We start from the raw sequence: 24,893 nt of genomic DNA on the forward strand, positions 1-24,893 counted from the left end.
GATGCCAGCCTTCAGCGGCGCACCGGGCGCTTCTGCAGCTTGCGCTGCAGGGTACGGCGGTGCATGCCCAGCGCCCGCGCGGTCGCCGAGATGTTGCCTTCGTGCTCGGACAGCACCCGCTGGATGTGCTCCCACTGCAGGCGATCCACCGACATGGGATTGTCCGGCACCAGGGTGTCGAGATCGGCGTGCTGGGCGAGCAGGCCGGCCAGCACGTCGTCGGCATCCGCCGGCTTGCACAGGTAGTTGGTGGCGCCGCGCTTGATGGCCTCCACCGCGGTGGCGATGCTGGAATAGCCGGTGAGGATCACCACGCGCATCTCCGGGTGCAGCTCCAGCAACTGGGGCAGCAGCACCAGCCCCGAGTCCCCTTCCATCTTGAGGTCGAGCACGGCGTAGTCCGGCAGGTCTTCCTTGGCCAGTTGCAGGCCTTCCTCGGCGCTGTCGGCGATGGACACGCGCAGGCCGCGGCGATCCATGGCGCGGGCCATCACCCGGGTAAAGGTGGGATCGTCGTCGACCAGCAGGATGTGGGGCTGGTCGTCGAAACCGCTGTTGAGGTCGTCAGTCATAGAATTCTCCAGGCATTCAAGCCAGGGCGTAGTGCCGCGGCAGGCGCAATTCGGTCAGGGTGCCGCCTTCTTCGTGATTGTAGAGCTTCACCGTGCCGCCGGCGCGGGTGACGCTGGCCTGGCTGAGAAACAGGCCCAGCCCGAAGCCCTTGCCCTTGGTGGTGAAGAAGGGCTTGCCGAGCTGTTCGGCGATGGCCAGGGGTACGCCGGCACCGTGATCGCGGATCGACAGGCACAGCTCGCGCGCATCCCAGTGCAGACGGATGGCCAGGTTCTCCGGGCAGGCATCGGCGGCATTGTTGAGTAGATTCAGCAGTGCCTGGGTAAGTTCGACCGGCGGCGTCAGGCGCGGTGGCGTGCCCAGACTGACCACCTCGAAGCTGTAGGTGGCTTCCGGTCGCATCAGGTGCCAGCGATCCATGGTCGCCTCCAGCCACTCCACGGCGGTCTGCTCCTGCACCGTCTGGCGACGGTCCGCTTCGGCCGCGCGCACCAGTTGCTGCAGGGTCTGCTTGCACTGGCCGACCTGGGCCTGCAACAGCGCCAAGTCCTCGCTCAGGGTCGGCTGACCGGCGTGCTCCTGCTGCAGCTCCTTGAGCAGCACGCTCATGGTGGACAGCGGCGTGCTCAACTCGTGGGCCGCGCCGGCGGCCTGGGTGGCCACGGCCAGCAGTTGCTGATCGCGCATGGCCTGCTCGCGGCGCTGGGCCTGCAGGCTCTCCTGCTCGCGCAGGGCGGTGGCCATGCGCGCGACGAACAGGGTGATGACCGCGGCGGAGAGGGCAAAGCTCAGCCACATGCCGTAGCTGAGCACCGCGCCATCGTTGGCCACCAGCAGGTGCAGCGGCTCGTAGGACAGCAGCATCAGCGAGAAGACCGCCAGGGTCAGGGCCGCCAGGACTAGGGTATAGAGCCAGGGCAGCGTGGCCGCGGCGATGGTCAGGGGCACCAGGTAATAGGAGGCGAAGGGGTTGGTCGGACCGCCGGCGAAATACAGCAGGGCACTGTGGATGGCCAGGTCGCAGCCCAGGTGGGCGGCGTATTCCTGCTCGGTGACCGGCCAGGGGCGGGTCAGCCGCAGGGCGGCGAACAGGCAGAGCACGGCCGAGACGCCCAGGGTGATGGCCAGGGCCGTCCAGGGCAGCTGGACGATGCCCGACAGCCGGGCGATGCCCACCGAGCCGGCCTGCGCGGCCAGCACCAGCACGCGGATGATGACCAGGCGCCCAAGATTCTGGCGATTGGCGGACAACCATTGAACAGGCAAGGAGAACATGCGAGGTTCCAGGCGCAAGAAACGATCGAGACGGCAGCCCCGCGGGGCCTGCCGGTCAGAGCAGACTTGGCATTATAGCGATGGGTACCCGCCCGCAGCCGCCGACGCGGCAAAGCGACGCACCATCCGCCAGGCCCACGGTCACACCGCTTTCGAACTGCCAATCAGGAGAACACCATGACCTTTCCCCTACGCCCGCTCGTACTGGGCGCCGCGCTGTTCAGTACCCTGCTCGCCACCGGCGTCCAGGCCGACGAGCCGCGCTACAACCAGATCAGCCTGAGGGCCGAGGTCAGCCGCGAGGTCCCGCGCGACCGCATGCAGGTCATGCTCTACACCGAAAGCCAGGGCCAGGATCCGGCAGCCCTGGCCAGCGACACCACCAAGACCCTCAACGCCGCGCTGGAGCAGGCGCGCAAGGTCAAGGGGGTGGACGTTTCCCTGGGCAATCGCAACACCTATCCGGTCTATGAAGACCAGGGCCGCGCCATCAACGCCTGGCGCGAGCGCGGTGAACTGCGCCTGGAAAGCGCCGACTTCGCCGCCCTGTCCAAGCTGACCGGCGAGCTGCTGGGCAGCCTGAAGATGGGCAACCTGCAATTCACCATCGCCGATGGCACCCGCAAGCAGCAGGAGGATGCCCTGTTCAAGGACGCCGTGGCCGCCTTCAAGGCGCGCGCCCAGCTGGCCACCGAAGCCCTGGGTGGCTCGGGCTATCGCATCGTCAACCTGGACCTGGGCACCAGCGGTGTACCCCAGCCGCTGCCGATGCTGCGCATGTCGGCGATGAAGGCCGCCAGCGATGCCGTGACTCCGGATGTCGCCCCCGGCACCACCACCGTCGAAGTGACCGCGGGCGGTACCATCGAAGTACAGATGCCCTGATCTAGTGCAGAAAAGTAACAACGCTGTTTCGGTGCGCACTTTTGGTGCGCACCGACTTCCTGCCGCGACACCTTGTCTTACATCTTTGCGACATCTGTTTTGTGTTTGAGTCTCTTCGGGTCAATAGCTCGCCTGAGCTATGGACATGGGCATAAGCTGTGCATGTGGGCTCATCTGTCCACAAGACATCGGCATTCTGTTTCGCAACGCCACATCGTGTTGCGCCGTCCCCGACATGAGGTCTCCATGCACAAGAACGTACTCGCTGCCCTCTTCGCTTCCGGTCTGCTGGCCGGCGCACCTCTGGCCCAGGCGACCAACCTGGTGTTCTGCTCCGAAGGCAGCCCGGCCGGCTTCGATCCGGCGCAATACACCACCGGCACCGACTTCGATGCGTCGGCGGAAACCATCTTCAACAAGCTGACCCAGTTCGAGCGCGGCGGTACCCAGGTCAAGCCGGGTCTGGCGGAAAGCTGGGACATCAGCGAAGACGGCAAGGTCTATACCTTCCACCTGCGCAAGGGCGTGAAATTCCACACCACGGACTACTTCAAGCCGACCCGCGAATTCAATGCCGATGACGTCCTGTTCACCTTCCAGCGCATGCTGGACAAGAACAATCCGTTCCGTAAGGCCTACCCCACCGAATTCCCCTATTTCACCGACATGGGCCTCGACCAGAACATCGCCAAGGTGGAAAAGGTCGACGACTACACGGTGCGCATGACCCTCAACGAAGTGGACGCCGCCTTCCTGCAGAATCTGGCGATGCCCTTCCCGTCGATCCAGTCGGCCGAGTACGCCGACAAGCTGCTCAAGGCCGGCAAGGCAGCCGAGATCAACCAGAAGCCGATCGGCACCGGCCCCTTCGTCTTCAGCCGCTACCAGAAGGATGCGGTGATCCGTTACAAGGCCAACCCGGACTACTGGGACAAGGTCGATGGACCCAAGGTGGACAACCTGATCTTCTCCATCAACACCGATCCTTCGGTGCGGATGCAGAAGCTCAAGGCCGGCGAGTGCCAGATCACCGTCTATCCGCGTCCGGCGGATCTGGACGGGCTGAAGAAGGACCCGAATCTCAAGCTGCCGTCGCAGCCGGGCTTCAACCTGGGCTACATCTCCTACAACGTCGAGCACGGCGAGCTGGCCAAGCTCAAGGTACGCCAGGCGATGGACATGGCGGTCAACAAGGAAGCCATCATCAACGCCGTCTACCAGGGCGCTGGCCAGGTAGCCGTCAACAGCATGCCGCCGACCCAGTGGTCCTATGACAAGTCCATCAAGGACGCGCCCTACGATCCGGAAAAGGCCAAGGCCCTGCTCAAGGAAGCCGGCTTCAAGGAAGGCACCGAGCTCACCCTCTGGGCCATGCCGGTGCAGCGTCCCTACAACCCCAATGCGCGCCTGATGGCAGAGATGCTGCAGCAGGACTGGGCCAAGATCGGCGTCAAGACCAAGATCGTCAGCTACGAATGGGGCGAGTACATCAAGCGCTCCAAGAGCGGCGAGCAGGACATCATGCTGATCGGCTGGAGCGGCGACAACGGCGACCCGGACAACTGGCTGGCGACCCTCTTCGGCTGCAAGGCCATCGGTGGCAACAACTTCTCCCGCTGGTGCTACCAGCCGTTCGAGGACCTGGTGGTCAAGGCCAAGCGCGTGACCGACCAGGGCGAGCGCACCAAGCTCTACGAACAGGCCCAGCAGGTGCTCAAGCAGCAGGTACCCATGACGCCCATCGCGCATTCCACGGTCTACATGCCGATGCGCAAGGAAGTCCAGGACTACAAGATCAGCCCCTTCGGGTTGAACGAGTTCTACGGCGTCAGCGTCAGCAAGTGAAGCCTCTTGGCCAGGGTCGGGAGCTAGACTCCCGGCCCTGGCCGTTCATTTGACTGATGGAGTGAGACCCATGCGCCTTCCCTACGCCTACTCGTTGCTGGCGGCGAGCCTGCTCGCCTGTGCTCCGCTCGCCCAGGCGGCGAGCAATCTCGTCTATTGCTCGGAAGCCAGCCCGGCTGGTTTCGATCCGGCGCAATACACCTCGGGCACCGAATTCGATGCCTCGGCCGAAACGGTCTTCAACCGCCTGGTGCAGTTCCAGCGTGGCGGCACTACCCTCGAGCCGGGCTTGGCGACCCGATGGGACGTGAGCGCGGATGGCAAGACCTATACCTTCCAGCTGCGCCAGGGCGTGAAATTCCATACCACCGACTACTTCAAGCCCACGCGCGACTTCAACGCCGACGACGTGGTCTTCACCTTCCAGCGCATGCTCGACAAGGAGCAGCCGTTCCGTAAGGCCTATCCCACGGAATTCCCCTACTTCACCGACATGGGGCTGGACCAGAACATCGCCAAGGTGGCCAAGGTCGACGACCACACCGTGGTCTTCACCCTGAACAAGGTCGACGCCGCCTTTGCCGCCGACCTGGCCATGAGCTTCGCATCCATCCAGTCGGCGGAGTACGCCGCGCAATTGCTCAAGGCGGGCAAGCCCGAGCTGCTCAACCAGCAGCCCATCGGCACCGGCCCCTTCGTCTTCAGCCGCTACCAGAAGGATGCGGTGATCCGCTTCAAGGGCAATCCGGACTACTGGAAGCCCGAGGACGTCAAGCTCGACAACCTGATCTTCGCCATCACCCCCGACGCCGCCACCCGCCTGCAGAAGCTCAAGGCCAACGAATGCCAGGTGAGCGGCTATGCGCGTCCGGCGGACCTGGTGGAGATGAAACAGGATCCGCAGCTCAAGGTGCTGCAGCAGCCGGGCTTCAATGTCGGCTTCCTCGCCTACAACGTCCAGCATCCGCCGCTGGACAAGCCCGAGGTGCGGCGTGCCCTGGACATGGCCATCAACAAGCAGGCCATCGTCGACACCGTGTTCCAGGGCGCCGGCCAGGTCGCGCAGAACGTGATCCCGCCGAATCAGTGGTCCTACGACAAGAATATCAAGGGCGCGCCCTATGACCCGACCAAGGCCCGCGCGCTGCTCAAGCAGGCGGGGATCAAGGACGGCACCGAGGTCGCGCTCTGGGCCATGACGGTGCAGCGCGCCTCCAACCCCAACGCCCGCCAGTCGGCGCAGATGATCCAGCAGGATTGGGCCAAGGTCGGCATCAAGGCCAAGATCGTCAGCTACGAATGGGGTGAGTACATCAAGCGCGCCAAGGCCGGCGAACACGATGTACTGACCTATGGCTGGACCGGCGACAACGGCGATCCCGACAACTGGCTGGGCGTGCTCTATGGCTGCAGCGCCATCGGCGGCAGCAACTATGCACGCTGGTGCGACAAGAGCTACGACGCCCTCATCCAGCAGGCCAAGACCAGCAACGATCGCGCCGAACGCACCCGTCTCTACGAGCAGGCGCAACAGCTCATTCGCCAGCAGATGCCGGTGAGCCCCGTGGCCCACTCGGTGGTGTCCCAGCCCATGCGCAAAGAAGTGCAGGGCTTCAAGATCAACCCCTTCGGCGTCACCGGTTTCTATGGCGTAAGCCTAGACCGCTGACCCTGTCCGGCCCGCCTCGCGGGCCTTCACGAGGAGCCTTCCGTGTCCAAACCGCTATTCTCGCTGTCTCTCGCCGCCCTCCTCTGCCTGACGGCCAATGCCGCCCTGGCACGCCCCCTGGTGGTCTGCACCGAGGCCAATCCGGAAGGCTTCGATCCGGGTCGCTACACCTCCGGCTATACCTTCAACGCCTCGGCCACCCCGCTGTACAACCGCCTGGTGGAATTCAAGCAGGGCACCGCCGAGCTGGAGCCGGGCCTGGCGGAAAGCTGGGAGGTCTCCCCGGATGGCCTGCAGTACACCTTCGCCCTGCGCCAGGGGGTGAAATTCCACACCACCGACTACTTCAAGCCCACGCGCGACTTCAACGCCGACGACGTGGTGTTCAGCTTCGAGCGCATGCTCGACAAGAACAATCCCTGGTACAACCTCTCTCCCAGCGGCTATCCCTATGCCGCCGCCATGGAGATGGGCACCCTGATCAAGTCCATCGACAAGGTGGACGACAGCCACGTGCGCTTCACCCTCAACCAACCCGAGGCGCCCTTCCTGGCCGACCTGGCCATGGCCTTCGGCTCGATCCTGTCCAAGGAATACGCCGACAGCCTGCTGGCCAGCAAGAAGACCGACGACATCAACCAGAAGCCCATCGGCACTGGTCCCTTCGTCTTCCAGCGTTATGCCAAGGATTCCAACACCCGCTACAAGGTCAACCCGGACTACTTCGGCAAGAAGCCGCAGATGGACGGCCTGGTGCTGGCAGTGACCCTGGATCCCAATGTGCGCATCCAGCGGGTACGCAACAACGAGTGCCAGATCGGCCTGACGGTCAAGCCGCAGGACGTGCCGATGCTCAAGCAGGACAAGAGCCTCAAGCTGGCCCAGGTGGAAAGCCAGACCACTTCCTTCCTGGCGCTGAATTCCAAGCACAAGGCGTTGAGCGACGTGCGGGTGCGCCAGGCCATCGCCATGGCCTTCGATCAGCAGAACTACCTGAAGACGGTGTTCGGCGAAGGCGGCGCCAAGGCGGCGATCAATCCCTATCCCTCTTCGCTGCTGGGCTACGCCAAGGACATCAAGCCCTGGCCCCATGACGTGGAAAAGGCCAAGGCGCTGCTCAAGGAAGCCGGCTATCCCGATGGCTTCACCCTCAAGTACTACATCAGCACCGGCAGCGGCCCGGGCGGCAGTCCGGCGCTGGTGGCCCAGCTGATCCAGGGCGACCTGGCCAAGATCGGCATCAAGGCCGAGATCACCCAGTTCGAATGGGGCGAGTTCCAAAAACGAACCAAGGCCGGCGAGCACGACCTGCTGATGATGAGCTGGACCGGCGACAACGGGGACCCGGACAACTTCCTCACCAACAACCTGAGTTGCTCAGCGGCGGAAAGCGGCGAAAACCGCGCTTTCTGGTGCGACAAGGCCTTCAACGACGCCATCGAAAAGGCCAAGCGCATCAACGACCCGGCCCAGCGTACCGCGCTCTACGAGCAGGCCCAGCAAATCTTCCACCAGCAGATGCCCTGGATTCCGCTGGCGCATCCGCTGTTCACCGACGTCCTGCAACCCAAGGTGCAGGGCTATGTACAGAGTCCGCTGGGGGTCTACGACTTCTCCACGGTGACCCTCGACTGATCGGCACCTGATGCCGTAAGCGACCGGGCCCGGGCGGCCCGCCCCCTCGACCTTTCCCGCCTCGCGCCGTGTTTCGGCGCGACGGGTTCGGTCGTGCCGGAAACGCCCAGAAAAACAGAAAAACGACCGCTTTGGAGCACAGCCGATGACCAACGTCCACCGTGGAGGCCTCGCCCTCTCGCTACTCACCCTGGCCCTGACCGCCCACGCCCAGTCCCCGGCGCCGGAAGATCCCAGCTACGCCAACGAGGTCCAGACCCTGCCCAACGTGCAGAAGCCGGTGAAGGGCCAGGAAGGCGCCAAGGGCTTCCTCGCCGACGACAGCCTGACCCTGACCACGCGTAACTTCTTTGCCCGCGAGACCAGCTCCGATCCGATCTTCAGCTACACCAAGAACGGCACCCGGGTGCGCACCCACTCGCGCAATACCTGGGTCCAGGCCACGGCGCTCAAGTACAGCTCCGGCTACACCCAGGGCCCGGTGGGCTTCGGCATCGACGTGGCCGGCTATCAGGCCACCAACCTGGAGCGGGGCAAGGGCCAGATCGGTGGCGGCGGCAACCGCACCCTGGCCAACGCCGAGGGCGAGGGCCATGCCGAGTGGTCCAAGCTGGGCATCGCCGATGCGCGCTTCCGCGTCTCCAACACCGAACTCAAGATCGGCCGTTTCATGCTCGACACCCCGGTGATCAGCTACAACGACAACCGGCCCTTCCCCTCCGGTTTCGACGGCTTCGCCCTGACCAGCGACGAATGGGACAACCTCTCGCTGCAGGGCGGCAGCTTCACCCGGGTCAGCCCGCGGACCGGTGCCGGCGACGAGAAGTGGACCACCGAGTACGGCACCCGCGAGGTCACCGCCGACCGCCTGAGCTTTCTCGGTGGCAACTACAAGCTGCCCCAGGGCTGGGAAGTCAGCGTCTATGGCGCCAACTTCGAAGACGTCTGGAACCAGTACTTCCTGAGCGTGACCCAGGCCGGCGGCTCGCTCGACACCTTTGCCTGGAAGGCGGTGGCCAACGCCTATCGCACCGTCGACGCCGGCAGCGCCAAGGCCGGCGACATCGACAACACCGCCTGGAGTCTGGCGTTCACCGGCAGCCACCAGGCCCACAGCCTGACCCTGGCCTACCAGCAGATCGACGGCAACGAGTACTTCGACTACGCCCACGAGACCGCGGCCATCTACCTGGCCAACTCCCTGGTCTCGGACTACAACGGTCCCAACGAGAAGTCGCTGCAGATCCGCTACGAGACCGACTGGAGCTACTTCGGCGTGCCTGGCCTGAGCACCGGCGTCTGGTACGCCAAGGGTTGGGACATCGACGGCACCCACTACGACGCCGGCGCCGGCAAGTACGCCAACTATGCCGAGGTCCTGCAGCAGGATGGCGAGAAGCACCACGAGATCGGCCTGGTCACCACCTACAAGGTGCAGCAGGGCACGCTCAAGGACAGTCGCTTCCGCCTGCTGCTGACCGATCACCGCGCCAGCCAGAACCAGGTCGACGGCAACGTCAAGGAGCTGCGGCTGGTCTCCACCCTGCCGTTCAACCTGCTGTGATGACGAAACCCGGCGGATTTCGTGCAGCGCCCGGCATCTCGCCGGGATCGCGTCGCGAACACCGGCGAAGCCCTGGCCATGTCGAGGATATCGACGGCCGTGGCAACGTGGTAGTCTGCCGGGTTTGGAGCGCTGGCCCAGAGCGCTCTTCGAACCTATTCGTAGGACCGAACCAGCCTGCCTCTGGCAGTCCTCGTTCGTCGCGGACCAGGACGGTCCGCGCAGGGATGAATCCGGACCCACAAGGTCTGAGAGTCAGATCAAAAGCCTGCGGGCTTTTGAGCGGGCTTTCACTTAAAAACGCGGCCGGGCACGTACTCGCGCCGTCTTGATCAGCCTCAAGAGGAGATACCCCCTCCGATGCTCGCCTTCATCGCCCGTCGCTTCGGGCTGCTGATACCGACGTTCTTTGGCGTCACCCTGCTGACCTTCGCCCTGATCCGCCTCATCCCCGGCGATCCGGTGGAAGTCATGATGGGCGAACGCCGCGTCGATCCGCAGATGCACGCCGAAGCCATGCACCGCCTGGGCCTCGACAAGCCCCTGTACCAGCAGTATTTCGACTACATCGGCAATCTCGCCCAAGGCAACCTCGGCGAATCCCTGCGCAGCCGCGTCGGGGTCTGGGACGAATTCCTGACCCTGTTCCCGGCCACCCTGGAACTCTCGGTGGCGGCCATGCTGTTCGCCACGGTGTTCGGCGTGCTGGCCGGCATCATCGCCGCCCTCAGGCGCGGCTCCACGGTGGACCACGGGGTGATGGGCGTGGCCCTGACCGGCTACTCCATGCCGATCTTCTGGTGGGGCCTGCTGCTGATCATGCTGTTCTCGGTGCAGCTCGGCTGGACCCCGGTCTCCGGCCGTCTGGACCTGCTCTACGACATCCCGCCGCGCACCGGCTTCATGCTCATCGACACCCTGCTCTCCGACGAGCCCGGCGCCTTCGTCGATGCCCTCAAGCACCTGATCCTGCCGGCCATCGTGGTGGGCACCATTCCGCTGGCGGTGATCGCGCGCATGACCCGCTCGGCCATGCTCGAGGTGCTGCGCGAGGACTATGTGCGCACCGCCCGCGCCAAGGGCCTGTCGCCCAAGCGGGTGGTCTTCGTCCACGCCCTGCGCAACGCCCTGATCCCGGTGCTGACCGTACTCGGCCTACAGGTCGGCAGCCTGCTCTCCGGCGCGGTGCTCACCGAGACCATCTTTTCCTGGCCCGGCATCGGCAAGTGGCTGATCGAGGCCATCGGCGCCCGGGACTACCCGGTGGTGCAGAACGGCATCCTGCTGATCGCCACCCTGGTCATCCTGGTCAATTTCGTCGTGGACATCCTCTACGGCCTGGTCAATCCGCGCATCCGCCACCAGCGTTGATGCGCCCATACGGACAGAGCCTATGACAACGGTAAACACCCCGGCCGCTCAAGACCCGAGCGCCCTCTACCCCTCCCCCTTCAAGGAGTTCTGGCACGCCTTCGCCCGCAACAAGGGCGCCCTCGGCGGGCTGATCTTCATGGTCATCGTGGTGTTCTGCGCGCTCTTCGCGCCCTGGGTCGCCCCCCATGCGCCCAGCGAGCAGTTCCGCGACTTCATGCTCACGCCGCCACTGTGGCTGGACGGTGGCAACAGCCAGTTCCCGCTGGGCACCGACGAGTTGGGGCGTGACCTGCTCAGCCGACTGATCCACGGCGCCCGGCTGTCGCTGCTGATCGGCCTGGCCTCGGTGGTCTTCTCGCTGATCCCCGGCATCCTGCTCGGCCTGGTCGCCGGCTTCTCGCCCAATCGCGCCGGTCCGGTGATCATGCGCCTGATGGACATCATGCTGGCGCTGCCCTCGCTGCTGCTGGCCGTGGCCATCGTCGCCATCCTCGGCCCAGGCCTGATCAACACCGTGGTGGCCATCGCCATCGTCTCGCTGCCGTCCTATGTGCGCCTGACCCGCGCCGCGGTGATGGGCGAACTGCACCGCGACTACGTCACCGCCTCGCGGCTGGCCGGCGCCGGCACCCTGCGGCTGATGTTCGTCAGCGTGCTGCCCAACTGCATGGCGCCGCTGATCGTCCAGGCGACCCTGAGCTTTTCCTCGGCGATCCTCGATGCCGCCGCCCTGGGCTTCCTCGGCCTCGGCGTGCAGCCGCCCACTCCCGAGTGGGGCACCATGCTGGCCTCGGCCCGCGACTACATCGAGCGCGCCTGGTGGGTGGTGACCCTGCCGGGTCTCGCCATCCTCTTCACCGTGCTGGCCATCAACCTGATGGGCGACGGCCTGCGCGATGCCCTCGATCCGCGTCTGAAGGTGCAGTCATGAGCCTCCTCGAAATCCAGAACCTCTCGGTGCGCTTCGGCGGCGCCGACGCCCCGCCGGTGGTGGAAGGCCTCGATCTCACGGTGGATCAGGGCGAGATCGTCGCCATCGTCGGCGAATCCGGCTCCGGCAAGTCGGTGACCATGATGGCCGTGATGGGTCTGATCGATCACCCCGGGCGCATCACCGCCGACCGCCTGGCCTTCGACGGTCAGGACCTGCTCAGCCTCAAGGGCCGCCGCCGGCGGCACCTGATCGGCAAGGAGCTGTCGATGGTTTTCCAGGACCCAATGACGGCGCTCAACCCCAGCTACACCGTGGGCTTCCAGCTGGAAGAGGTGATCCGCCAGCACCTGGGTCTCAAGGGTCGCGCCGCTCGCCAGCGCGCCCTGGAGCTGCTGGAAAAGGTCGAGATCCCGGCCGCGGCCAGTCGTCTCGGCGCCTATCCGCACCAGCTGTCCGGGGGCATGAGCCAGCGCGTCGCCATCGCCATGGCCATCGCCGCCGAGCCGCGCCTGCTGATTGCCGACGAACCCACCACCGCCCTGGACGTGACGATCCAGGCGCAGATCATGGAGCTCTTGGTCAATCTGCAGCGGGACGAGGGCATGGGTCTGATCCTCATCACCCACGACCTCGCCGTGGTGGCCGAGACCGCCCAGCGCGTGGTGGTGATGTACGCCGGCCAAGCGGTGGAGAAAGGCGTGGTGCCGACGCTGTTCGATGCCCCCGCCCATCCCTATACCGAAGCCCTGCTGGCGGCCATCCCCGAGCACAGCCAGACGGATCGCCTGCACACCCTGCCCGGCATCGTGCCCGGTCGCTATGACCGGCCAGCCGGCTGCCTGCTCAGTCCGCGCTGCCCCTATGTGCAGCCGCGCTGCCAGGAGCGCCCGGCGCTGGAGCCCTATGACCGCGGTGCGGTGCGCTGCTTCTTCCCGCGCAACGTCGCCCCGGGCGAAGCCCCCGAGGTGCTGCCCGAACATCAACGTCCCAGCCAGTTGCCGGAGGATCGCCATGGCGCCGTCTGAAGCCACCGTCCTCGCCCGCTCCACCACCCCGGAGCAGGCGCCCGAGCACCTCGTGCTCGAAGCCAAGGGCCTGACCCAGCACTATCAAATCTCCCGCGGGCTGTTCAAGGACAGCGCCACGGTCAAGGCGCTCAACGGCGTCTCCTTCGACCTCCAGGCCGGGCGCACCCTGGCCGTGGTGGGTGAGTCGGGCTGTGGCAAGTCCACCCTGGCCCGCGCCCTGACCCTGATCGAGCAGCCCACCGCCGGCAGCCTGGTCATCGGCGGCCAGGACGTGGCCCAGGCCGACGCCGCCCGCCGTAAGGAACTGCGCCGCGAGGTGCAGATGGTGTTCCAGAATCCCTACGCCTCGCTCAATCCGCGGCGCAAGATCGGCGACCAGCTGGCCGAGCCGCTGCAGATCAACACCAGCCTGTCGCGCACCGAAAGGCGCGAGAAGGTGCAGGCGATGATGCAGCAGGTGGGCTTGCGGCCGGAGCACTACCAGCGCTATCCGCACATGTTCTCCGGCGGCCAGCGCCAGCGCATCGCCGTGGCCCGCGCCATGATGCTGCAGCCCAAGGTGCTGGTGGCGGACGAGCCGACCTCGGCGCTGGACGTGTCCATCCAGGCGCAGGTGCTCAACCTGTTCATGGATCTGCAGCAGCAGTACCGGACCGCCTATGTGTTCATCTCCCACAACCTCTCGGTGGTGCGCCACATCGCCGACGAGGTGATGGTGATGTACCTGGGCTGCATCGTCGAAAAGACCAGTCGCGACCTGCTGTTCGAGCGGCCCCTGCATCCCTATACCCAGATGCTGCTGTCGGCCACCCCGAGTCTGCACCCGGACCCGAGCAAGCCGCGCATCCGCATCCAGGGCGAACTGCCCAATCCGCTGGATCCGCCACCCGGTTGCGTTTTCCACCGTCGCTGCCCCTATGCGACGGAAAAGTGCAAGACCGAGGTCCCGGCGCTGCGCAACGTGGAAGCCCGCCAGGTGGCCTGCCACTACGCGGAGAATTTTCTCTAGGCCACCGGGGCCGTTGGGCTTCGCTGGCGATCAATCCAACCTACTCACTGACGCTGGTACGTAGCAGCAACTCTCTTATCGCGGCCATGGGCCGCTCCTACATGGTGATCAGAGCCCGTAGGAGCGGTCGCTACGGCGCACCGCCATGGCCGCGATGGAGCCGTTCAAGCCAGCAGCATCCTCGAATGCACCTGTTATCTTCGGGCTTCATCCCGCTGCCGGACTTCCCATGCACATCCGCCCCTTCCAGCCCGCCGACACCGAGGCCGTGGTCAGCCTCTGGCAGACCTGTGGCCTGACCCGCCCCTGGAACGATCCCCACCGTGACATCGAGCGCAAGCTGGCTGAGCAACCGGAGCTGTTCCTGGTGGGCGAGGTGGACGGTACGTTGATGGCCAGTGCCATGGTCGGCACCGATGGCCATCGCGGCTGGCTCTACTACCTGGCGGTGGCCCCCGCCCACCAGCGCCGCGGCCATGCCCGGCGGCTAGTGGCGACCGCCGAACAGCTGCTCACCGAGCGCGGCTGCCCCAAGCTGCAGCTGATGGTGCGCCGGGACAACGCGGCGATCCTCGGTTTCTATGCGGCCTTGGGTTATGTGGAGGCCGAGGTCGTCACCCTGGGCAAACGGCTGATCGCCGACGACTAGAGTCGAAGGAGGCGAAACCCTGTCCGCTGCCGATACTCAATGCCCAGTGGAAAACGCTTCGCGGTTTTCCACGCTACGGACTGACAGCTGACAGTAGGGTGGGTAACGGCGCAGCCTTACCCACGCGGGACCTTCCTTCCCGGTGAAAACGCCATGCAATTCGCCGCGCTACGACTGGTCTTGTAGGTTGGGTTGAGACGGCTCTATCGTCGAAGCCCAACATTACCCGGTACCCACATGCGACCTAGCGTGGCAGCAGGTCCACCAAGGGCCCCGGATGCTTGCGGACCTCGGCGTAGGGCACCAGGGTGCCGCCGGGTTCGTCGCAGTTGCGGGCGGCGCGGAAGAAGGTCGGGCCGAGGTAGAGGCCCTTGGGCGTCAGGTACCAGGGCGCGAATTGCCAGACGTCGGCGCTGCGATAATCGCAGCCGTCGCCATCGGCCGGCGCCTGCATCAGCTCTGGATACAGGCGGGTGAACAGCCCGATCACCCAGGGTGCCAGGGTCTGTTCCCGATAGTCCGCCAGGGCCTGGGAATAGCGATCTTCCGGCTGCGGGCGGAGCGGCTGGCCATGACCCAGCCAGAGAACGTCTTCCAGCGCCAGCTCCTGGCCGGTCTGGAGATCCAGGGTCAGGGGCGCGCTGCCGAAATCCGGGTGGGCCGCGCCGCTGCAACTGTACTGGCTGAACAGATTGACGCTGAGTACCCGCTCGGTGAGCAACTGCGGGGTCACCTGCAGGCTGTGCTCACCGTCAGGGCCGATGCAGCTCAGATGGGCGTCCACCTCCGCCCAGAGGCGGTCGCGCAGCACGGCATTGGCCGCCTCGCTGGCACCCTCCACGGTAAACAGCTGCATGCCCGAGACCGGCTCGCGCCACCCGCGCAGCTCACGCCCCATGAAGGTCTGGCGCTCGCCCGGTTCCAGCTGGAGTCCCTGCAGGCGGCGATATTCGTAGGGATCGTCCCGGCGCAGTTTCTGCCGATAGCGATCGTCCGCGGCGGGCTGCGCCAGGTGCAGCGGCGCCAGGGCGAGGGGCAGGGTCTTGCCGGCTCCGCTCCAGCTGCCGGTCCAGCGACCGTCGGTGCCGCGCGTCAGCGACCAGCTGGCCTTGGCGCCTTCCTGCCAGGGCGCACCCTCCTCCAGCTCCAGCCGGTCGCCCGGCTGGGCCGGACCGCTCAGGCGCAGGTCGCGGCGATAGCGGTCGTAGAAATAGCGCCCATAGGCCTCGTCGTTGGCGGTGGGGTCGAATTCCACCACCACCCGGGCCTGGCCCAGGGTGCCTTCCAGCAGCAATTTTTCGGCATGGGCGACGCCGGTGGTCAACAGCAGCGCCAACCCCAGTCCGGTCAGGCAAGCTTTCATCAGGGCTCCCGCAGCCAGCGTATCGGTGTTGCGCCCAGGGTAGAGCAGCGGCGCCAGGCTGTCTTGCGGTTCGGCGGACGAGCCACTGCCGCCCACGCGACCAGCCATGGGAGAATGGCTTTTTTTCGACCCCCGGACGCCCATGGACCTCCCCGCCCTGCTCACCCGCCTGCACGCGATCCGCGATGCCAACGCCTGGCGGCGCTATCACAACCCCAAGAATCTGGCGATGGCCGCCAGCGTAGAGATGGCCGAGCTGGTGGAGATCTTCCAGTGGAAGAGCGATGTCGAAGCCCGCGCCCTGAGCGCCGCCGAGCGCGAGCACGCCGGCCAGGAAATCGCCGACGTGCTGCTCTATCTGCTGCAACTGGGCAGCGAACTGGAGCTGGACGTGGAACAGGCGGTGCTGGCCAAGCTGGCCGACAACGAGAGGCGCTTCCTGCCGTGAGCGATACCTTCTTCGACGACCGCGCCACCCGTTTCGCCGCCAACATCTATGGCGGCACCAAGGGCGCCATCCGCCTGGCGGTGCTGCAGGCCGACCTTGACGAGGTACTGCCCCCGCGCCCGCTGCGGGTGCTGGACATCGGCGCCGGTCTCGGCCACATGAGTCTCTGGCTGGCGCAGCAGGGCCATAGGGTGACCCTGGCCGAGCCCTCGGCGCCCATGCTGGCGGGAGCCCAGGACGCCTTCGCCGCCGCCGGAGTCGACGCCGACTGGCTGGCGCTGCCCTGGCAGGAACTGCCCGCCTTCGCCGAACCCTTCGATCTGGTGCTCTGCCACGCGGTGCTGGAATGGCTGGAGACGCCCACGGCGATCCTGCCGACCCTGCAACGCTGCCTGGCGCCGGACGGCTGGCTGTCGCTGGCCTTCTACAACCGCGACGCCCTGATCTATCGCAATCTGCTCAAGGGGCACTTTCGCAAACTCAGGCAGGGTGAATACGCCGGCGCGGGCCAACGCGGCCTCACCCCGCAACAACCGCTGGACCCGCGCGAGGTCGAGGCCTGGCTGGCGCCGGACTGGCGGATCCGGGCGCGCAGTGGCGTACGGGTCTTCCATGACTACATGCCGCCGGAATTCCAGGCGCGCGCCGCGGGCGAAGAGCTGGTGGCCATGGAACTGACCCATCGACGGCACCCGGCCTTCGCCGGTCTCGGCCGCTATCTGCATTGGCTCTGCCAAGCTAAGGCAGGATAGCCCCGGGCGCGGTATGCTCTGGCCAGCATTCCTTCGAGGAACCGGTCATGCGTCGCCCCCTGCTCTGCCTGTCGCTCGCGCTGCTCGCCCTGGCCGGTTGCCAGACGCCCAATCCCTATGTCGCCAGCAGCCTGCCGGAAGCCTCGGTGCCAGTGCTGCCGCAGCAGGATCCGGCGGCCTATCCGCCGGCACCGCGTGACTGGAGTCGCTATCGCACCTGGCGCTGGGCCCCCGGCGCCGCCGTGGTCAGCGGCGGCCTGGATGGCCAGACCGTGCAGCAGGCGGTGGCCGACGGTCTCGACCAGCGCGGACTGCGGCCGGCCCTTGGCGGTGCCCGCGCCGATCTGCAGGTGCGGGCCCGCCTTACTCAGCAGCAGCGCAGCGAGCAATACACCGACTACTACGACACCGGCTATGGCTACGGCGGCTACGGGCCCTATGGCTACGGCCCGGGCTATGGCGCCAGCGTCGGCCAGGCGCGGACCCGCACCCGGACCTTTCTGGTCGACGTGCTGGAGGTGGAATTGCTCGATCCCGCCACGGGCCAGGTGCTCTGGCATTCGGCCGCCGAGCAGGCCAACGGTGGCAACAGCGGCGAACGCGCGCGTACCCTGAGGGACACCACCCGCCGCCTGCTGGCCAACTATCCGCCGAGCTGATGCGATAAGTCGCCCTTAAGCCAGTCCAAGCAGACTAGTCCCCTGACCCAGAGGATCGCCCATGAAACGTTGCCTTCTGCTGCTTGCGGTCCTCTTGCTGGCGGCCTGCGCCGAGCGCGGTCCGCGCAATCTGGACTATGACGCCAGCCGCGACTTCGCCGCCTATCGCAGCTGGGGCTGGGCGGATCCCGCCATCGAGTACCGCCCCAACGATCCGCGCGTGCGCAGCGATCTCACCGAACAGCGCCTGCGCGATTCGGTCAGCAGCGGGCTCGACCAGCGCGGGCTGCGTCCCGCACCGGCCGGCGCGCGCCCGGATCTGAAGATCAAGCTCTATGTGATCCTCGATCAGCGCCAGCAGAGCTTCAGCTATGCCGATCCCTACTGGGGCCCGGGCTGGGGTGGCCCCTGGGGCTCCGCCTGGGGTCCCGGTCCCTGGGGGCCGAGCTATGTGCGCACCCAGACCGTCACCTACCCGGTGATGACGGTGCAACTCGACATGCTCGATGGCCGTGACGGCAAGCTGGTCTGGCGCGCCAGCGAAGAGCGCCTGCTGGACGACCAGAACGCCACCCCGGCCCAGCGCAGCGCCGCCTTCAGCCGGCTGATCGGCGACCTGCTCGTCAGCTATCCGCCGCGGCCTTGAGCGGTTGACCGTCCGGGCGGCTCTTGGCTGCCCCCGGTCCGACGCTGAGCAGACGGCCGCTGGGCGGTAACGGATAATGGCCTCTGGCCAGGTACCCCGCGCGTCGTCTGTGGCCCGCTTGCGGGGAACCTGACTGTCTCCAGCGCCGCCCAGGTTGATCATGACGTCCACGCCCATCGCCACCCGCCGCAGCCACAATCTGCTGCTGCGCCTCTTTCCGGTCATCTGCGCCCTGCCGATCCTGCTCGGCCTCGGCTGCTACCTGCTGATCAGGACCGCCACCAGCCAGGACGCCGACGTCCAGCAACGCGCCCGCACCTATATCGAGCGCACCCTGGTGCAGGTGGAAAACGAAATCGGCCACAACATCATCAACTACGCCAAGTGGGGCGAGGCCTACAAGCACCTGCACCTGACGGTCGATCTGTTCTGGGCCAACGACGAGCGCAACGTCGGCGACATCCCCTATGAGCTCTACGGCTACAACGGGGTCTTCGTACTGGATCCGCAGGACCGGACCGTCTACGCGGTGATCGATGGCCGGCCGACCGAGCGCGCGGCGGCGCAATGGCTCGAAGGCGATCTGGCCGGTCTGCTGGCGGAGACCCGCCAGCGCCCCGGCGAGACCGAAAGCCTGGTCCGGGTGCTGAGCGTGGGCGGCGTCCCGGCGCTGGTCGCCGCGGCCACCATAACGCCGGGCGCGAGCTACAGCGTGGCCCCTGGCCCCGGCGCGCCCTCGGTGATGCTGTTCGTCAACGTGCTCGATCCGGACACCCTGGCCCATCTCAGCGACACCTATGGCCTGCCGCGACTCGAGGCGTCGCGGGCGCCCCTCGCCGATCACCAATACCTGCAGTTTCTGGATTCGCCGCTGCTGCTCAACTGGCAACCGCCGCAACCCGGTGCCCAGCTCCTGCGCCGCACCCTGCCGATCTTTCTGGCCGGGGTGCTGCTGCTCGGGCTGGTGCTGGCCCTGCTGATCCGTCATGCGCTGAATTCGGCCCGCCAGCTCGACCGGCAATTCGATGCCCTGGTCGCCAGCCAGGCCGAACTGAGCCGCAGCGAAAGCCGCTTTCGCGAACTCGCCGAGGCCGCCTCCGACTGGCTCTGGGAAAGCGACGCCGCAGGCCGTATCACCTATCTCTCCGAACGCTTCGCCCGCATCACCGGCCATGCGCCCGGCAGCTGGCTCGGCCGGCCGCTCACGGAGCTGTTCAGCAGCGAGACCACCCGCCTGGCCAACTGGCTCCAGAACAACGTTCACCAGCGCGACGAGCGTCAGGTGCTGCGCTGCCACTACCGCGACCGCCAGGGTCACGCCCGGGTCTGCGAGATCACCGCCCGGCCGCTGCCCGAGGGCGCCGGCTTTCGCGGTACCGCCAGCGACATCACCGCCGCGGTCAATGCCCAGGCGGAAATCGAACATCTGTCGCAGCACGACAGCCTGACCGGCTTGGCCAACCGGTTGCAATTGCAGCACTACCTGGCACGCAAACTGGCGCAATCCAGAACGCCGCTGACGCTGCTCAGCCTGGACCTGGATCGCTTCAAGCCGGTCAACGACAGCCTCGGCCACGCCGCCGGCGATCGGGTGCTGCAGGAAATCGCCCGGCGCCTGCAGGCCAGTCTGAGGCCCGGCGGCCTGGTGGCGCGCCTGGGCGGCGACGAATTCATCGTGGTGTTGCTCGGTCACCTGGACGTGGCGACGGTCGACCAGATCTGTGCCCGCCTGGTAAACGCCATTGGTCGGCCGATTCTGCTGGAGGAGCAGTCGGTCAGCGTCGGCACCAGCATTGGCATCGCCCAGGCCCCGGACCAGGCCACCCAGGTCGAGGACCTGCTGCGTCTGGCGGATATCGCGCTCTACCAGGCCAAGGCCGCGGGTCGCAACGGCTGGTGCTTTCATGCGCCGGCGATGGACGCCCAGCTCAGCCAGCGGCGGGATCTGGAGCAGGAGTTGCGCCAGGCGCTGGCGCTCGACCAGCTGCGCCTGGGCTACCTGCCGCGCAGAGGCGTCGCCACGGGTGACCTGAGCGGCGTCGAGGTCCAGCTGCACTGGGCCCATCCGCTGCGCGGTCTGCTGCCGCCCGCCGCCTTCCTGCCGCTGGCCGAAGAGACCGGACTCAGCGTGGCCCTGGGGCCGTGGCTGCTGGACGGCGCCTGTCGCGCCGCCGCGGCCTGGCCCGTGCCGCTGCGGCTGGTCATCAGTCTGTCGGCGCGCCAGTGCGCCGATGCCGAGGCCCTGGTGGAGGCGGTCGCCAGCGCCCTGCAGACGAGTGGTCTGGCAGCGGGACGCCTGGAGCTGCAAGTGCCCGAGGCCTTGTTGCAGGCGGAAGACGTGTCTCTCACTCAGCTGCAGGCGCTCAAGGCCTTGGGCGTGCGCCTGAGCCTGGCCGACTTCGGCAGCGGCTCCGGCGGCCTCGAGGCGCTGCGCCAGTCCGTGCTGGATGGCATCAGTCTGGATAGCCGTCTCGTCGCTCGTCTGGAAGACCAGCCTGCCGATGCCGCCATCGCCCAGGCCCTGATCGGCCTCGGACGGACCCTGGGCCTGCGGGTGGCGGCGACAGACGTGGAGACGCCGGTCCAGCTGGACTGGCTGCGGGCGCAGCACTGCGACGAGGTCCAGGGCCCGCTGTTCGGCCCGGTCCTGGCGGTCAACGACCTGGCGTTGCTGCTGGCTACCGAACAGCGGCCGGGATGACGACCTAGAGGCGCTCCAGCCACCCCAGATCGCCCCCGCGGGCCGGTACCGGATAGCAGCCATAGGGCGCATAGCCATGGGTACAGACCGGATCGGCGCGCAGCGTGGGTTCGCCCACCGGTTGCGCGCGCCAGCCCTCCAGCAGGGCGATGGCGGCCAGGGCCAGAAGCAGGGCGATGAACAGCGCGGAGCGAATTGTTCTTGTCAGGCGCATGGTGTCCTCCCGCGAGGCGATTGCCAGGATCGGCAGACAGCGTCCCCGCTCCTTGAGTATCGACCCTTGGCAGTCATTTCGCCGCCCCGCGCAGGTCCCGATTGCGCAAAGGTGCACTGCGGCAGCTGCAACAGTGGGGATGGGGTGTTCGGCGGAGAATCCGGACAAGGCTGCGCCGTTGTCCAGGCTACGCGCGAAGGCCCGCCCCACCCCGGACTGCCCCCTCTCCCTCGGGGAGAGGGTTGGGGTGAGGGTCACCTGGCATCGCCTTGGCCATTCCCGGACAAGGCTGCGCCGTTGTCCAGGCTACGCGCGAAGGCCCGCCCCACCCCGGACTGCCCCCTCTCCCTCGGGGAGAGGGTTGGGGTGAGGGTGACCTGACATCGCCTTGGCCGTTTCCGGACAAGGCTGCGCCATTATCCAGGCTACGCGCCAAGCCCCGCCCCACGCCGGAACGCCCCCTCTCCCGCCGGGAGAGGGTTGGGGTGAGGGTCGAGTCGCTTCAGGCGATCTCCACCCGCTCGCCGTTCAGCCGCACCGCCCAGGTGGGCAGGGCCTGCTCGGGGTACTCCAGGCAGCCGCCGTCCGCCAGGCGGAAGTGCTGCTTGTACAGCGGCGAGGCGATCACCAGATCCTGGCCCAGCTGGCCGACGATGCCGCGGCCGATGACGTTGGCGCCGGACTTGGGGTCGCGGTTGCCCACGGCGAAGACCTTCTGCTCGGTCTCCGGCAGGTAGAACAGCGCTACCTGCTCGCCCTCGTGCAGGGCCACCACGCCGGACTGGGGGACCAGATCGGCCAGGCTGCACAGGGGTTGCCAGCGGGGTTCCAGGGCACGCGCGGTAGTGGTCTGGGTCATGGTCAGGCCTCCTCGGTCAGGTTGATCAGGTGCAGTTCGTGGTGGCGGGCCGGCCGACGCTGGCCGCGCTCCTTGACGAAATGGATGTCGGGGTCGCTGCCGCGCTGGTTGACGAAGGTACGGAAGCGCTTGAGCTTGTCCGGGTCGTTCAGGGCGTTGGCCCATTCGCATTCGTAGCGATCCACCACCAGCTGCATCTGGGCTTCCAGCTCGGCGCCCAGGCCCAGGCTGTCGTCGATGATCACCTGCTTGAGGTAATCCAGCCCGCCCTCCAGGGACTCGCGCCACACCGAGGTGCGCTGCAGGCGGTCGGCGGTGCGGATGTAGAACATCAGCAGGCGGTCGATGTAGCGGATCAGGGTTGCGTCATCCAGATCGGTGGCGAACAACTCGGCGTGGCGCGGGCGCATGCCGCCGTTGCCGCAGACATAGAGATTCCAGCCGTTCTCGGTGGCGATCACGCCGATGTCCTTGCTCTGCGCCTCGGCGCACTCGCGGGTGCAGCCGCTGACCGCGAACTTGAGCTTGTGCGGGGCACGCAGGCCCTTGTAGCGGTGCTCGATGTCCAGCGCCATCTTGACGCTGTCCTGCACCCCGTAGCGGCACCAGGTACTGCCGACGCAGCTCTTCACCGTGCGGGTCGACTTGCCGTAGGCATGGCCGGTCTCGAAGCCGGCGGCGATCAGCTCGCCCCAGATGTCCGGCAATTCGTGCAGCTGGGCGCCGAAGAGGTCGATGCGCTGGCCGCCGGTGATCTTGGTGTAGAGGTCGTATTTCTTCGCCACCTGGCCGATGGCGATCAGGCCTTCCGGGCTGATCTCGCCGCCCGGGATGCGCGGCACCACCGAGTAGGTACCGTTCTTCTGCATGTTGGCCATGAAGGTGTCGTTGGTGTCCTGCAGCGGCACCAGGTGCGGATCGGTGATGGGCGCGTTCCAGCAGGAGGCCAGGACGTTGGCCACCGCCGGCTTGCAGATGTCGCAACCATGGTGGCCGCGGCCGTGGCGCGCCAGGAGCTCGTCGAAACTCTGGATGCCTTCCACCCGCACCAGGTGATAGAGCTCCTGGCGGGTATGGGCGAAGTGCTCGCAGAGACTCTTGTCGACCTCGACGCCGCGGGCGATCAGCTCGTGCTCGAAGACCTGCTTGACCAGCGCCGCGCAGCCGCCGCACCCGGTGGCGGCCTTGGTGCAGCTCTTGATGCCGGCGAGGTCGGTGCAGCCGGCGTCGATGGCGGCGCAGACCGCGCCCTTGGTGACGTTGTGGCAGGAGCAGAGGGTAGCCGTGGCCGGCAGGGCATCGGCGCCCAGGGTCGGGGCGCCCTCGCCCACCGGCATGATCAGGCTGGCCGGATCCTGGGGCAGCGGGATGCCGTTCTGGGCGTATTGCAGCAGGGTGTCGTAGTAGCTGTTGTCACCCACCAGCACGGCGCCGAGGACGTGTTTGCCATCGGCGGACACCACCAGGCGGCGGTAGCTGGCGCTGGCTTCGTCGATGTAGCGATAGCTGCGCGCCCCGGGTGTGGCGCCGTGGGCATCGCCGATGGAGCCCACGTCCACGCCCAGCAGCTTGAGCTTGGTGGACATGTCGGCGCCGGTGAAGGGCGTGGCCTGGCCGTGGCAGAGGGTGGCGGCCACCAGGCGCGCCATCTGGTAGCCCGGGGCGACCAGGCCGAAGATGCTGCCGTTCCAGGCGGCGCACTCGCCGATGGCATGGATGAAGGGATCGCTGGTCAGGCAGCCGTTGTCCACGGCCACCCCGCCGCGGGCGCCGAGTTCCAGGCCGCAGCTGCGGGCCAGGGCGTCCTGGGGGCGGATGCCGGCGGAAAACAGGATCAGGTCGGTCTCGAGGAAATCCTCGCCGGCGAAGTTCATGCGGTAGCGGTACTCGCTGCCGGCGGTGATGTTCTGGGTGGCCTTGGACAGGTGCACGCCCACGCCCAGGTCTTCGATGCGCTGCCTGAGCGCGGCGCCGCCGAGGTCGTCCAGCTGTACCGGCATCAACCGCGGGGCGAATTCCACCACATGGGCCTCCAGGCCCAGGGATTTCAGCGCATTGGCCGCCTCCAGGCCGAGCAGGCCACCGCCCACCACCACGCCGCGGCGCGCGCGGGCGGCGGCCAGGCGGATGGTGTCCAGGTCGTCCAGGGTGCGATAGACCAGGCGCGAATCCCCTTCGGCGCCCTCGATGGGCGGCACGAAGGGATAGGAACCGGTGGCCAGCACCAGGCGGTCGTAGCCAAAGGCGCCCTCGGGCGTCAGCACCTCGCGCTGTTCGCGGTCGATGGCGGTCACCGCGCAGCCCAGGTGCAGCACCAGGCCGGGCACGGCATAGAGGCCGGCTTCGCTCATGGCCAGGGATTCGGCATCGCGACCGGCGAAGTACTCGGAGAGATGGACCCGGTCATAGGCGCGCTGGCGCTCTTCGCCGAAGACATGGATCTCGTAGTGGTCCAGGGCGCCGGCCGCCAGCAGCTGCTCGACGAGGTGATGGCCGACCATGCCGTTGCCGACGACGATCAGGCGTTCTTTGCGGGTCACGATGCTGTTCATGGAGGCTATCCCCCGGCCGAGGCCAATCAGGTTGATTCGCGGCAAATAAAAAGGCGCCTGAAACCTTGCGGTCTCAGGCGCCTTTGCCTGTTCTAGTAGGGAGGAGCCCTTGGCTCTGCTCCGTGCCCGTCGCCTGCAGTGGCTGTCGATCGCCGTTGATCGACCGGGCGACCCGAATGGGCGGGTCCGCCAGAGCTTCTGCATCGGTTGTGCCAGTTTGCTCGGCTCGCCCGCAGATCGGCCACTGGCGCGGCCTGCA

General features: G+C 66.9%; 21 protein-coding genes. 15 read left to right on the forward strand and 6 right to left on the reverse strand.

Annotated elements, in window-relative coordinates:
* Positions 1-11: 11 nt before the first annotated feature.
* Together CFE50_RS09225 and CFE50_RS09230 are read right to left on the reverse strand one after the other, a co-directional pair.
* Positions 12-572: a response regulator transcription factor gene (locus CFE50_RS09225; protein WP_007159542.1), complete on the reverse strand. Its 561-nt coding sequence runs from the start codon at positions 570-572 to the stop codon at positions 12-14.
* A gap of 16 nt (positions 573-588) precedes the next feature.
* Positions 589-1,848, reverse strand: coding sequence for an ATP-binding protein (locus tag CFE50_RS09230; RefSeq protein ID WP_027602557.1), 1,260 nt, complete (start codon positions 1,846-1,848; stop codon positions 589-591).
* Positions 1,849-2,025: 177 nt separating this feature from the next.
* Here CFE50_RS09230 and CFE50_RS09235 point away from each other — a divergent pair, with 177 nt between their 5' ends.
* The 10 genes from CFE50_RS09235 (at position 2,026) to CFE50_RS09280 (ending at position 14,440) form a co-directional block, all read left to right on the forward strand.
* Positions 2,026-2,733, forward strand: coding sequence for an SIMPL domain-containing protein (locus tag CFE50_RS09235; protein ID WP_115945905.1), 708 nt, complete (start codon positions 2,026-2,028; stop codon positions 2,731-2,733).
* A 246-nt stretch (positions 2,734-2,979) separates the two neighbouring features.
* The gene (locus CFE50_RS09240) at positions 2,980-4,578 is read left to right on the forward strand and encodes an ABC transporter substrate-binding protein (RefSeq protein WP_007159545.1); all 1,599 of its coding nucleotides are present in this window, start codon (positions 2,980-2,982) and stop codon (positions 4,576-4,578) included.
* Between the two features lie 70 nt (positions 4,579-4,648).
* Positions 4,649-6,247, forward strand: coding sequence for an ABC transporter substrate-binding protein (locus tag CFE50_RS09245; protein WP_286732909.1), 1,599 nt, complete (start codon positions 4,649-4,651; stop codon positions 6,245-6,247).
* Between the two features lie 42 nt (positions 6,248-6,289).
* Positions 6,290-7,882: an ABC transporter substrate-binding protein gene (locus CFE50_RS09250; RefSeq protein WP_286732911.1), complete on the forward strand. Its 1,593-nt coding sequence runs from the start codon at positions 6,290-6,292 to the stop codon at positions 7,880-7,882.
* Between the two features lie 145 nt (positions 7,883-8,027).
* Positions 8,028-9,446, forward strand: coding sequence for an OprD family outer membrane porin (locus CFE50_RS09255; RefSeq protein WP_286732913.1), 1,419 nt, complete (start codon positions 8,028-8,030; stop codon positions 9,444-9,446).
* A 360-nt stretch (positions 9,447-9,806) separates the two neighbouring features.
* Positions 9,807-10,817, forward strand: coding sequence for an ABC transporter permease subunit (locus CFE50_RS09260; protein WP_007159549.1), 1,011 nt, complete (start codon positions 9,807-9,809; stop codon positions 10,815-10,817).
* A 22-nt stretch (positions 10,818-10,839) separates the two neighbouring features.
* The gene (locus tag CFE50_RS09265; RefSeq protein WP_027602553.1) at positions 10,840-11,751 is read left to right on the forward strand and encodes an ABC transporter permease subunit; all 912 of its coding nucleotides are present in this window, start codon (positions 10,840-10,842) and stop codon (positions 11,749-11,751) included.
* Positions 11,748-12,779 carry an ABC transporter ATP-binding protein gene (locus CFE50_RS09270; protein WP_007159551.1) on the forward strand — a complete coding sequence of 344 codons (1,032 nt, stop codon included), beginning with the start codon at positions 11,748-11,750 and terminating at the stop codon, positions 12,777-12,779. Before CFE50_RS09265 ends, CFE50_RS09270 begins: the two co-directional genes overlap by 4 nt.
* A complete protein-coding gene (locus tag CFE50_RS09275; RefSeq protein ID WP_037007201.1) occupies positions 12,766-13,791 on the forward strand; it encodes a peptide ABC transporter ATP-binding protein in 1,026 nt (341 codons plus the stop codon). The genes CFE50_RS09270 and CFE50_RS09275 overlap by 14 nt, the downstream gene beginning before the upstream one ends.
* 229 nt (positions 13,792-14,020) lie before the next feature.
* A complete protein-coding gene (locus tag CFE50_RS09280; RefSeq protein WP_286732917.1) occupies positions 14,021-14,440 on the forward strand; it encodes a GNAT family acetyltransferase in 420 nt (139 codons plus the stop codon).
* Between the two features lie 244 nt (positions 14,441-14,684).
* Here the strand turns inward: CFE50_RS09280 and CFE50_RS09285 are convergent, their stop codons facing one another.
* Positions 14,685-15,803, reverse strand: coding sequence for a hypothetical protein (locus CFE50_RS09285; protein WP_286732918.1), 1,119 nt, complete (start codon positions 15,801-15,803; stop codon positions 14,685-14,687).
* A 142-nt stretch (positions 15,804-15,945) separates the two neighbouring features.
* On the opposite strand from CFE50_RS09285, the gene CFE50_RS09290 reads away from it, so the two are divergent.
* The 5 genes from CFE50_RS09290 to CFE50_RS09310 all read left to right on the forward strand — a co-directional run bounded on the left by CFE50_RS09290 (position 15,946) and on the right by CFE50_RS09310 (position 21,009).
* On the forward strand, positions 15,946-16,251 hold the full coding sequence (locus tag CFE50_RS09290; RefSeq protein WP_007159555.1) for a nucleotide pyrophosphohydrolase: 306 nt from the start codon (positions 15,946-15,948) through the stop codon (positions 16,249-16,251).
* Positions 16,248-17,003 carry a methyltransferase domain-containing protein gene (locus CFE50_RS09295; protein WP_241807654.1) on the forward strand — a complete coding sequence of 252 codons (756 nt, stop codon included), beginning with the start codon at positions 16,248-16,250 and terminating at the stop codon, positions 17,001-17,003. Before CFE50_RS09290 ends, CFE50_RS09295 begins: the two co-directional genes overlap by 4 nt.
* 47 nt (positions 17,004-17,050) lie before the next feature.
* Positions 17,051-17,662, forward strand: coding sequence for a DUF4136 domain-containing protein (locus CFE50_RS09300; RefSeq protein ID WP_286732920.1), 612 nt, complete (start codon positions 17,051-17,053; stop codon positions 17,660-17,662).
* A gap of 61 nt (positions 17,663-17,723) precedes the next feature.
* Positions 17,724-18,308, forward strand: a complete 585-nt coding sequence (locus CFE50_RS09305; RefSeq protein ID WP_027597115.1) for a DUF4136 domain-containing protein — start codon at positions 17,724-17,726, stop codon at positions 18,306-18,308.
* 160 nt (positions 18,309-18,468) lie between these two features.
* On the forward strand, positions 18,469-21,009 hold the full coding sequence (locus CFE50_RS09310) for a bifunctional diguanylate cyclase/phosphodiesterase (protein WP_286732921.1): 2,541 nt from the start codon (positions 18,469-18,471) through the stop codon (positions 21,007-21,009).
* Between the two features lie 4 nt (positions 21,010-21,013).
* On the opposite strand, the gene CFE50_RS09315 is transcribed toward CFE50_RS09310, so the two are convergent.
* The 3 genes from CFE50_RS09315 to nirB form a co-directional block, all read right to left on the reverse strand.
* Positions 21,014-21,223, reverse strand: coding sequence for a hypothetical protein (locus CFE50_RS09315; protein WP_007159560.1), 210 nt, complete (start codon positions 21,221-21,223; stop codon positions 21,014-21,016).
* A 502-nt stretch (positions 21,224-21,725) separates the two neighbouring features.
* Entirely contained in the window at positions 21,726-22,082 is a 357-nt protein-coding gene (gene nirD, locus CFE50_RS09320; RefSeq protein WP_241807658.1) for a nitrite reductase small subunit NirD, read from the reverse strand.
* A gap of 2 nt (positions 22,083-22,084) precedes the next feature.
* Complete coding sequence (nirB, locus tag CFE50_RS09325; protein WP_286732923.1) at positions 22,085-24,634, reverse strand: nitrite reductase large subunit NirB; 2,550 nt, start codon at positions 24,632-24,634, stop codon at positions 22,085-22,087.
* Between the last annotated feature and the right edge of the window lie 259 nt (positions 24,635-24,893).

The sequence above is a fragment of the Pseudomonas sp. PGPPP4 genome (assembly GCF_002256045.1).
GTDB classification, from domain to species: domain Bacteria; phylum Pseudomonadota; class Gammaproteobacteria; order Pseudomonadales; family Pseudomonadaceae; genus Chryseomonas; species Chryseomonas oryzihabitans.

Coding starts and splice junctions, on each gene's coding strand:
- CFE50_RS09280 (WP_286732917.1), top strand. CDS start 14,021: ATGCACATCCGCCCCTTCCAGCCCGCCGACACCGAGGCCGTGGTCAGC.
- CFE50_RS09315 (WP_007159560.1), bottom strand. CDS start 21,223: ATGCGCCTGACAAGAACAATTCGCTCCGCGCTGTTCATCGCCCTGCTT.
- CFE50_RS09310 (WP_286732921.1), top strand. CDS start 18,469: ATGACGTCCACGCCCATCGCCACCCGCCGCAGCCACAATCTGCTGCTG.
- CFE50_RS09305 (WP_027597115.1), top strand. CDS start 17,724: ATGAAACGTTGCCTTCTGCTGCTTGCGGTCCTCTTGCTGGCGGCCTGC.
- CFE50_RS09290 (WP_007159555.1), top strand. CDS start 15,946: ATGGACCTCCCCGCCCTGCTCACCCGCCTGCACGCGATCCGCGATGCC.
- CFE50_RS09245 (WP_286732909.1), top strand. CDS start 4,649: ATGCGCCTTCCCTACGCCTACTCGTTGCTGGCGGCGAGCCTGCTCGCC.
- CFE50_RS09265 (WP_027602553.1), top strand. CDS start 10,840: ATGACAACGGTAAACACCCCGGCCGCTCAAGACCCGAGCGCCCTCTAC.
- CFE50_RS09275 (WP_037007201.1), top strand. CDS start 12,766: ATGGCGCCGTCTGAAGCCACCGTCCTCGCCCGCTCCACCACCCCGGAG.
- CFE50_RS09230 (WP_027602557.1), bottom strand. CDS start 1,848: ATGTTCTCCTTGCCTGTTCAATGGTTGTCCGCCAATCGCCAGAATCTT.
- CFE50_RS09300 (WP_286732920.1), top strand. CDS start 17,051: ATGCGTCGCCCCCTGCTCTGCCTGTCGCTCGCGCTGCTCGCCCTGGCC.
- nirB (WP_286732923.1), bottom strand. CDS start 24,634: ATGAACAGCATCGTGACCCGCAAAGAACGCCTGATCGTCGTCGGCAAC.
- CFE50_RS09260 (WP_007159549.1), top strand. CDS start 9,807: ATGCTCGCCTTCATCGCCCGTCGCTTCGGGCTGCTGATACCGACGTTC.
- CFE50_RS09225 (WP_007159542.1), bottom strand. CDS start 572: ATGACTGACGACCTCAACAGCGGTTTCGACGACCAGCCCCACATCCTG.
- nirD (WP_241807658.1), bottom strand. CDS start 22,082: ATGACCCAGACCACTACCGCGCGTGCCCTGGAACCCCGCTGGCAACCC.
- CFE50_RS09235 (WP_115945905.1), top strand. CDS start 2,026: ATGACCTTTCCCCTACGCCCGCTCGTACTGGGCGCCGCGCTGTTCAGT.
- CFE50_RS09270 (WP_007159551.1), top strand. CDS start 11,748: ATGAGCCTCCTCGAAATCCAGAACCTCTCGGTGCGCTTCGGCGGCGCC.
- CFE50_RS09240 (WP_007159545.1), top strand. CDS start 2,980: ATGCACAAGAACGTACTCGCTGCCCTCTTCGCTTCCGGTCTGCTGGCC.
- CFE50_RS09285 (WP_286732918.1), bottom strand. CDS start 15,803: ATGAAAGCTTGCCTGACCGGACTGGGGTTGGCGCTGCTGTTGACCACC.
- CFE50_RS09255 (WP_286732913.1), top strand. CDS start 8,028: ATGACCAACGTCCACCGTGGAGGCCTCGCCCTCTCGCTACTCACCCTG.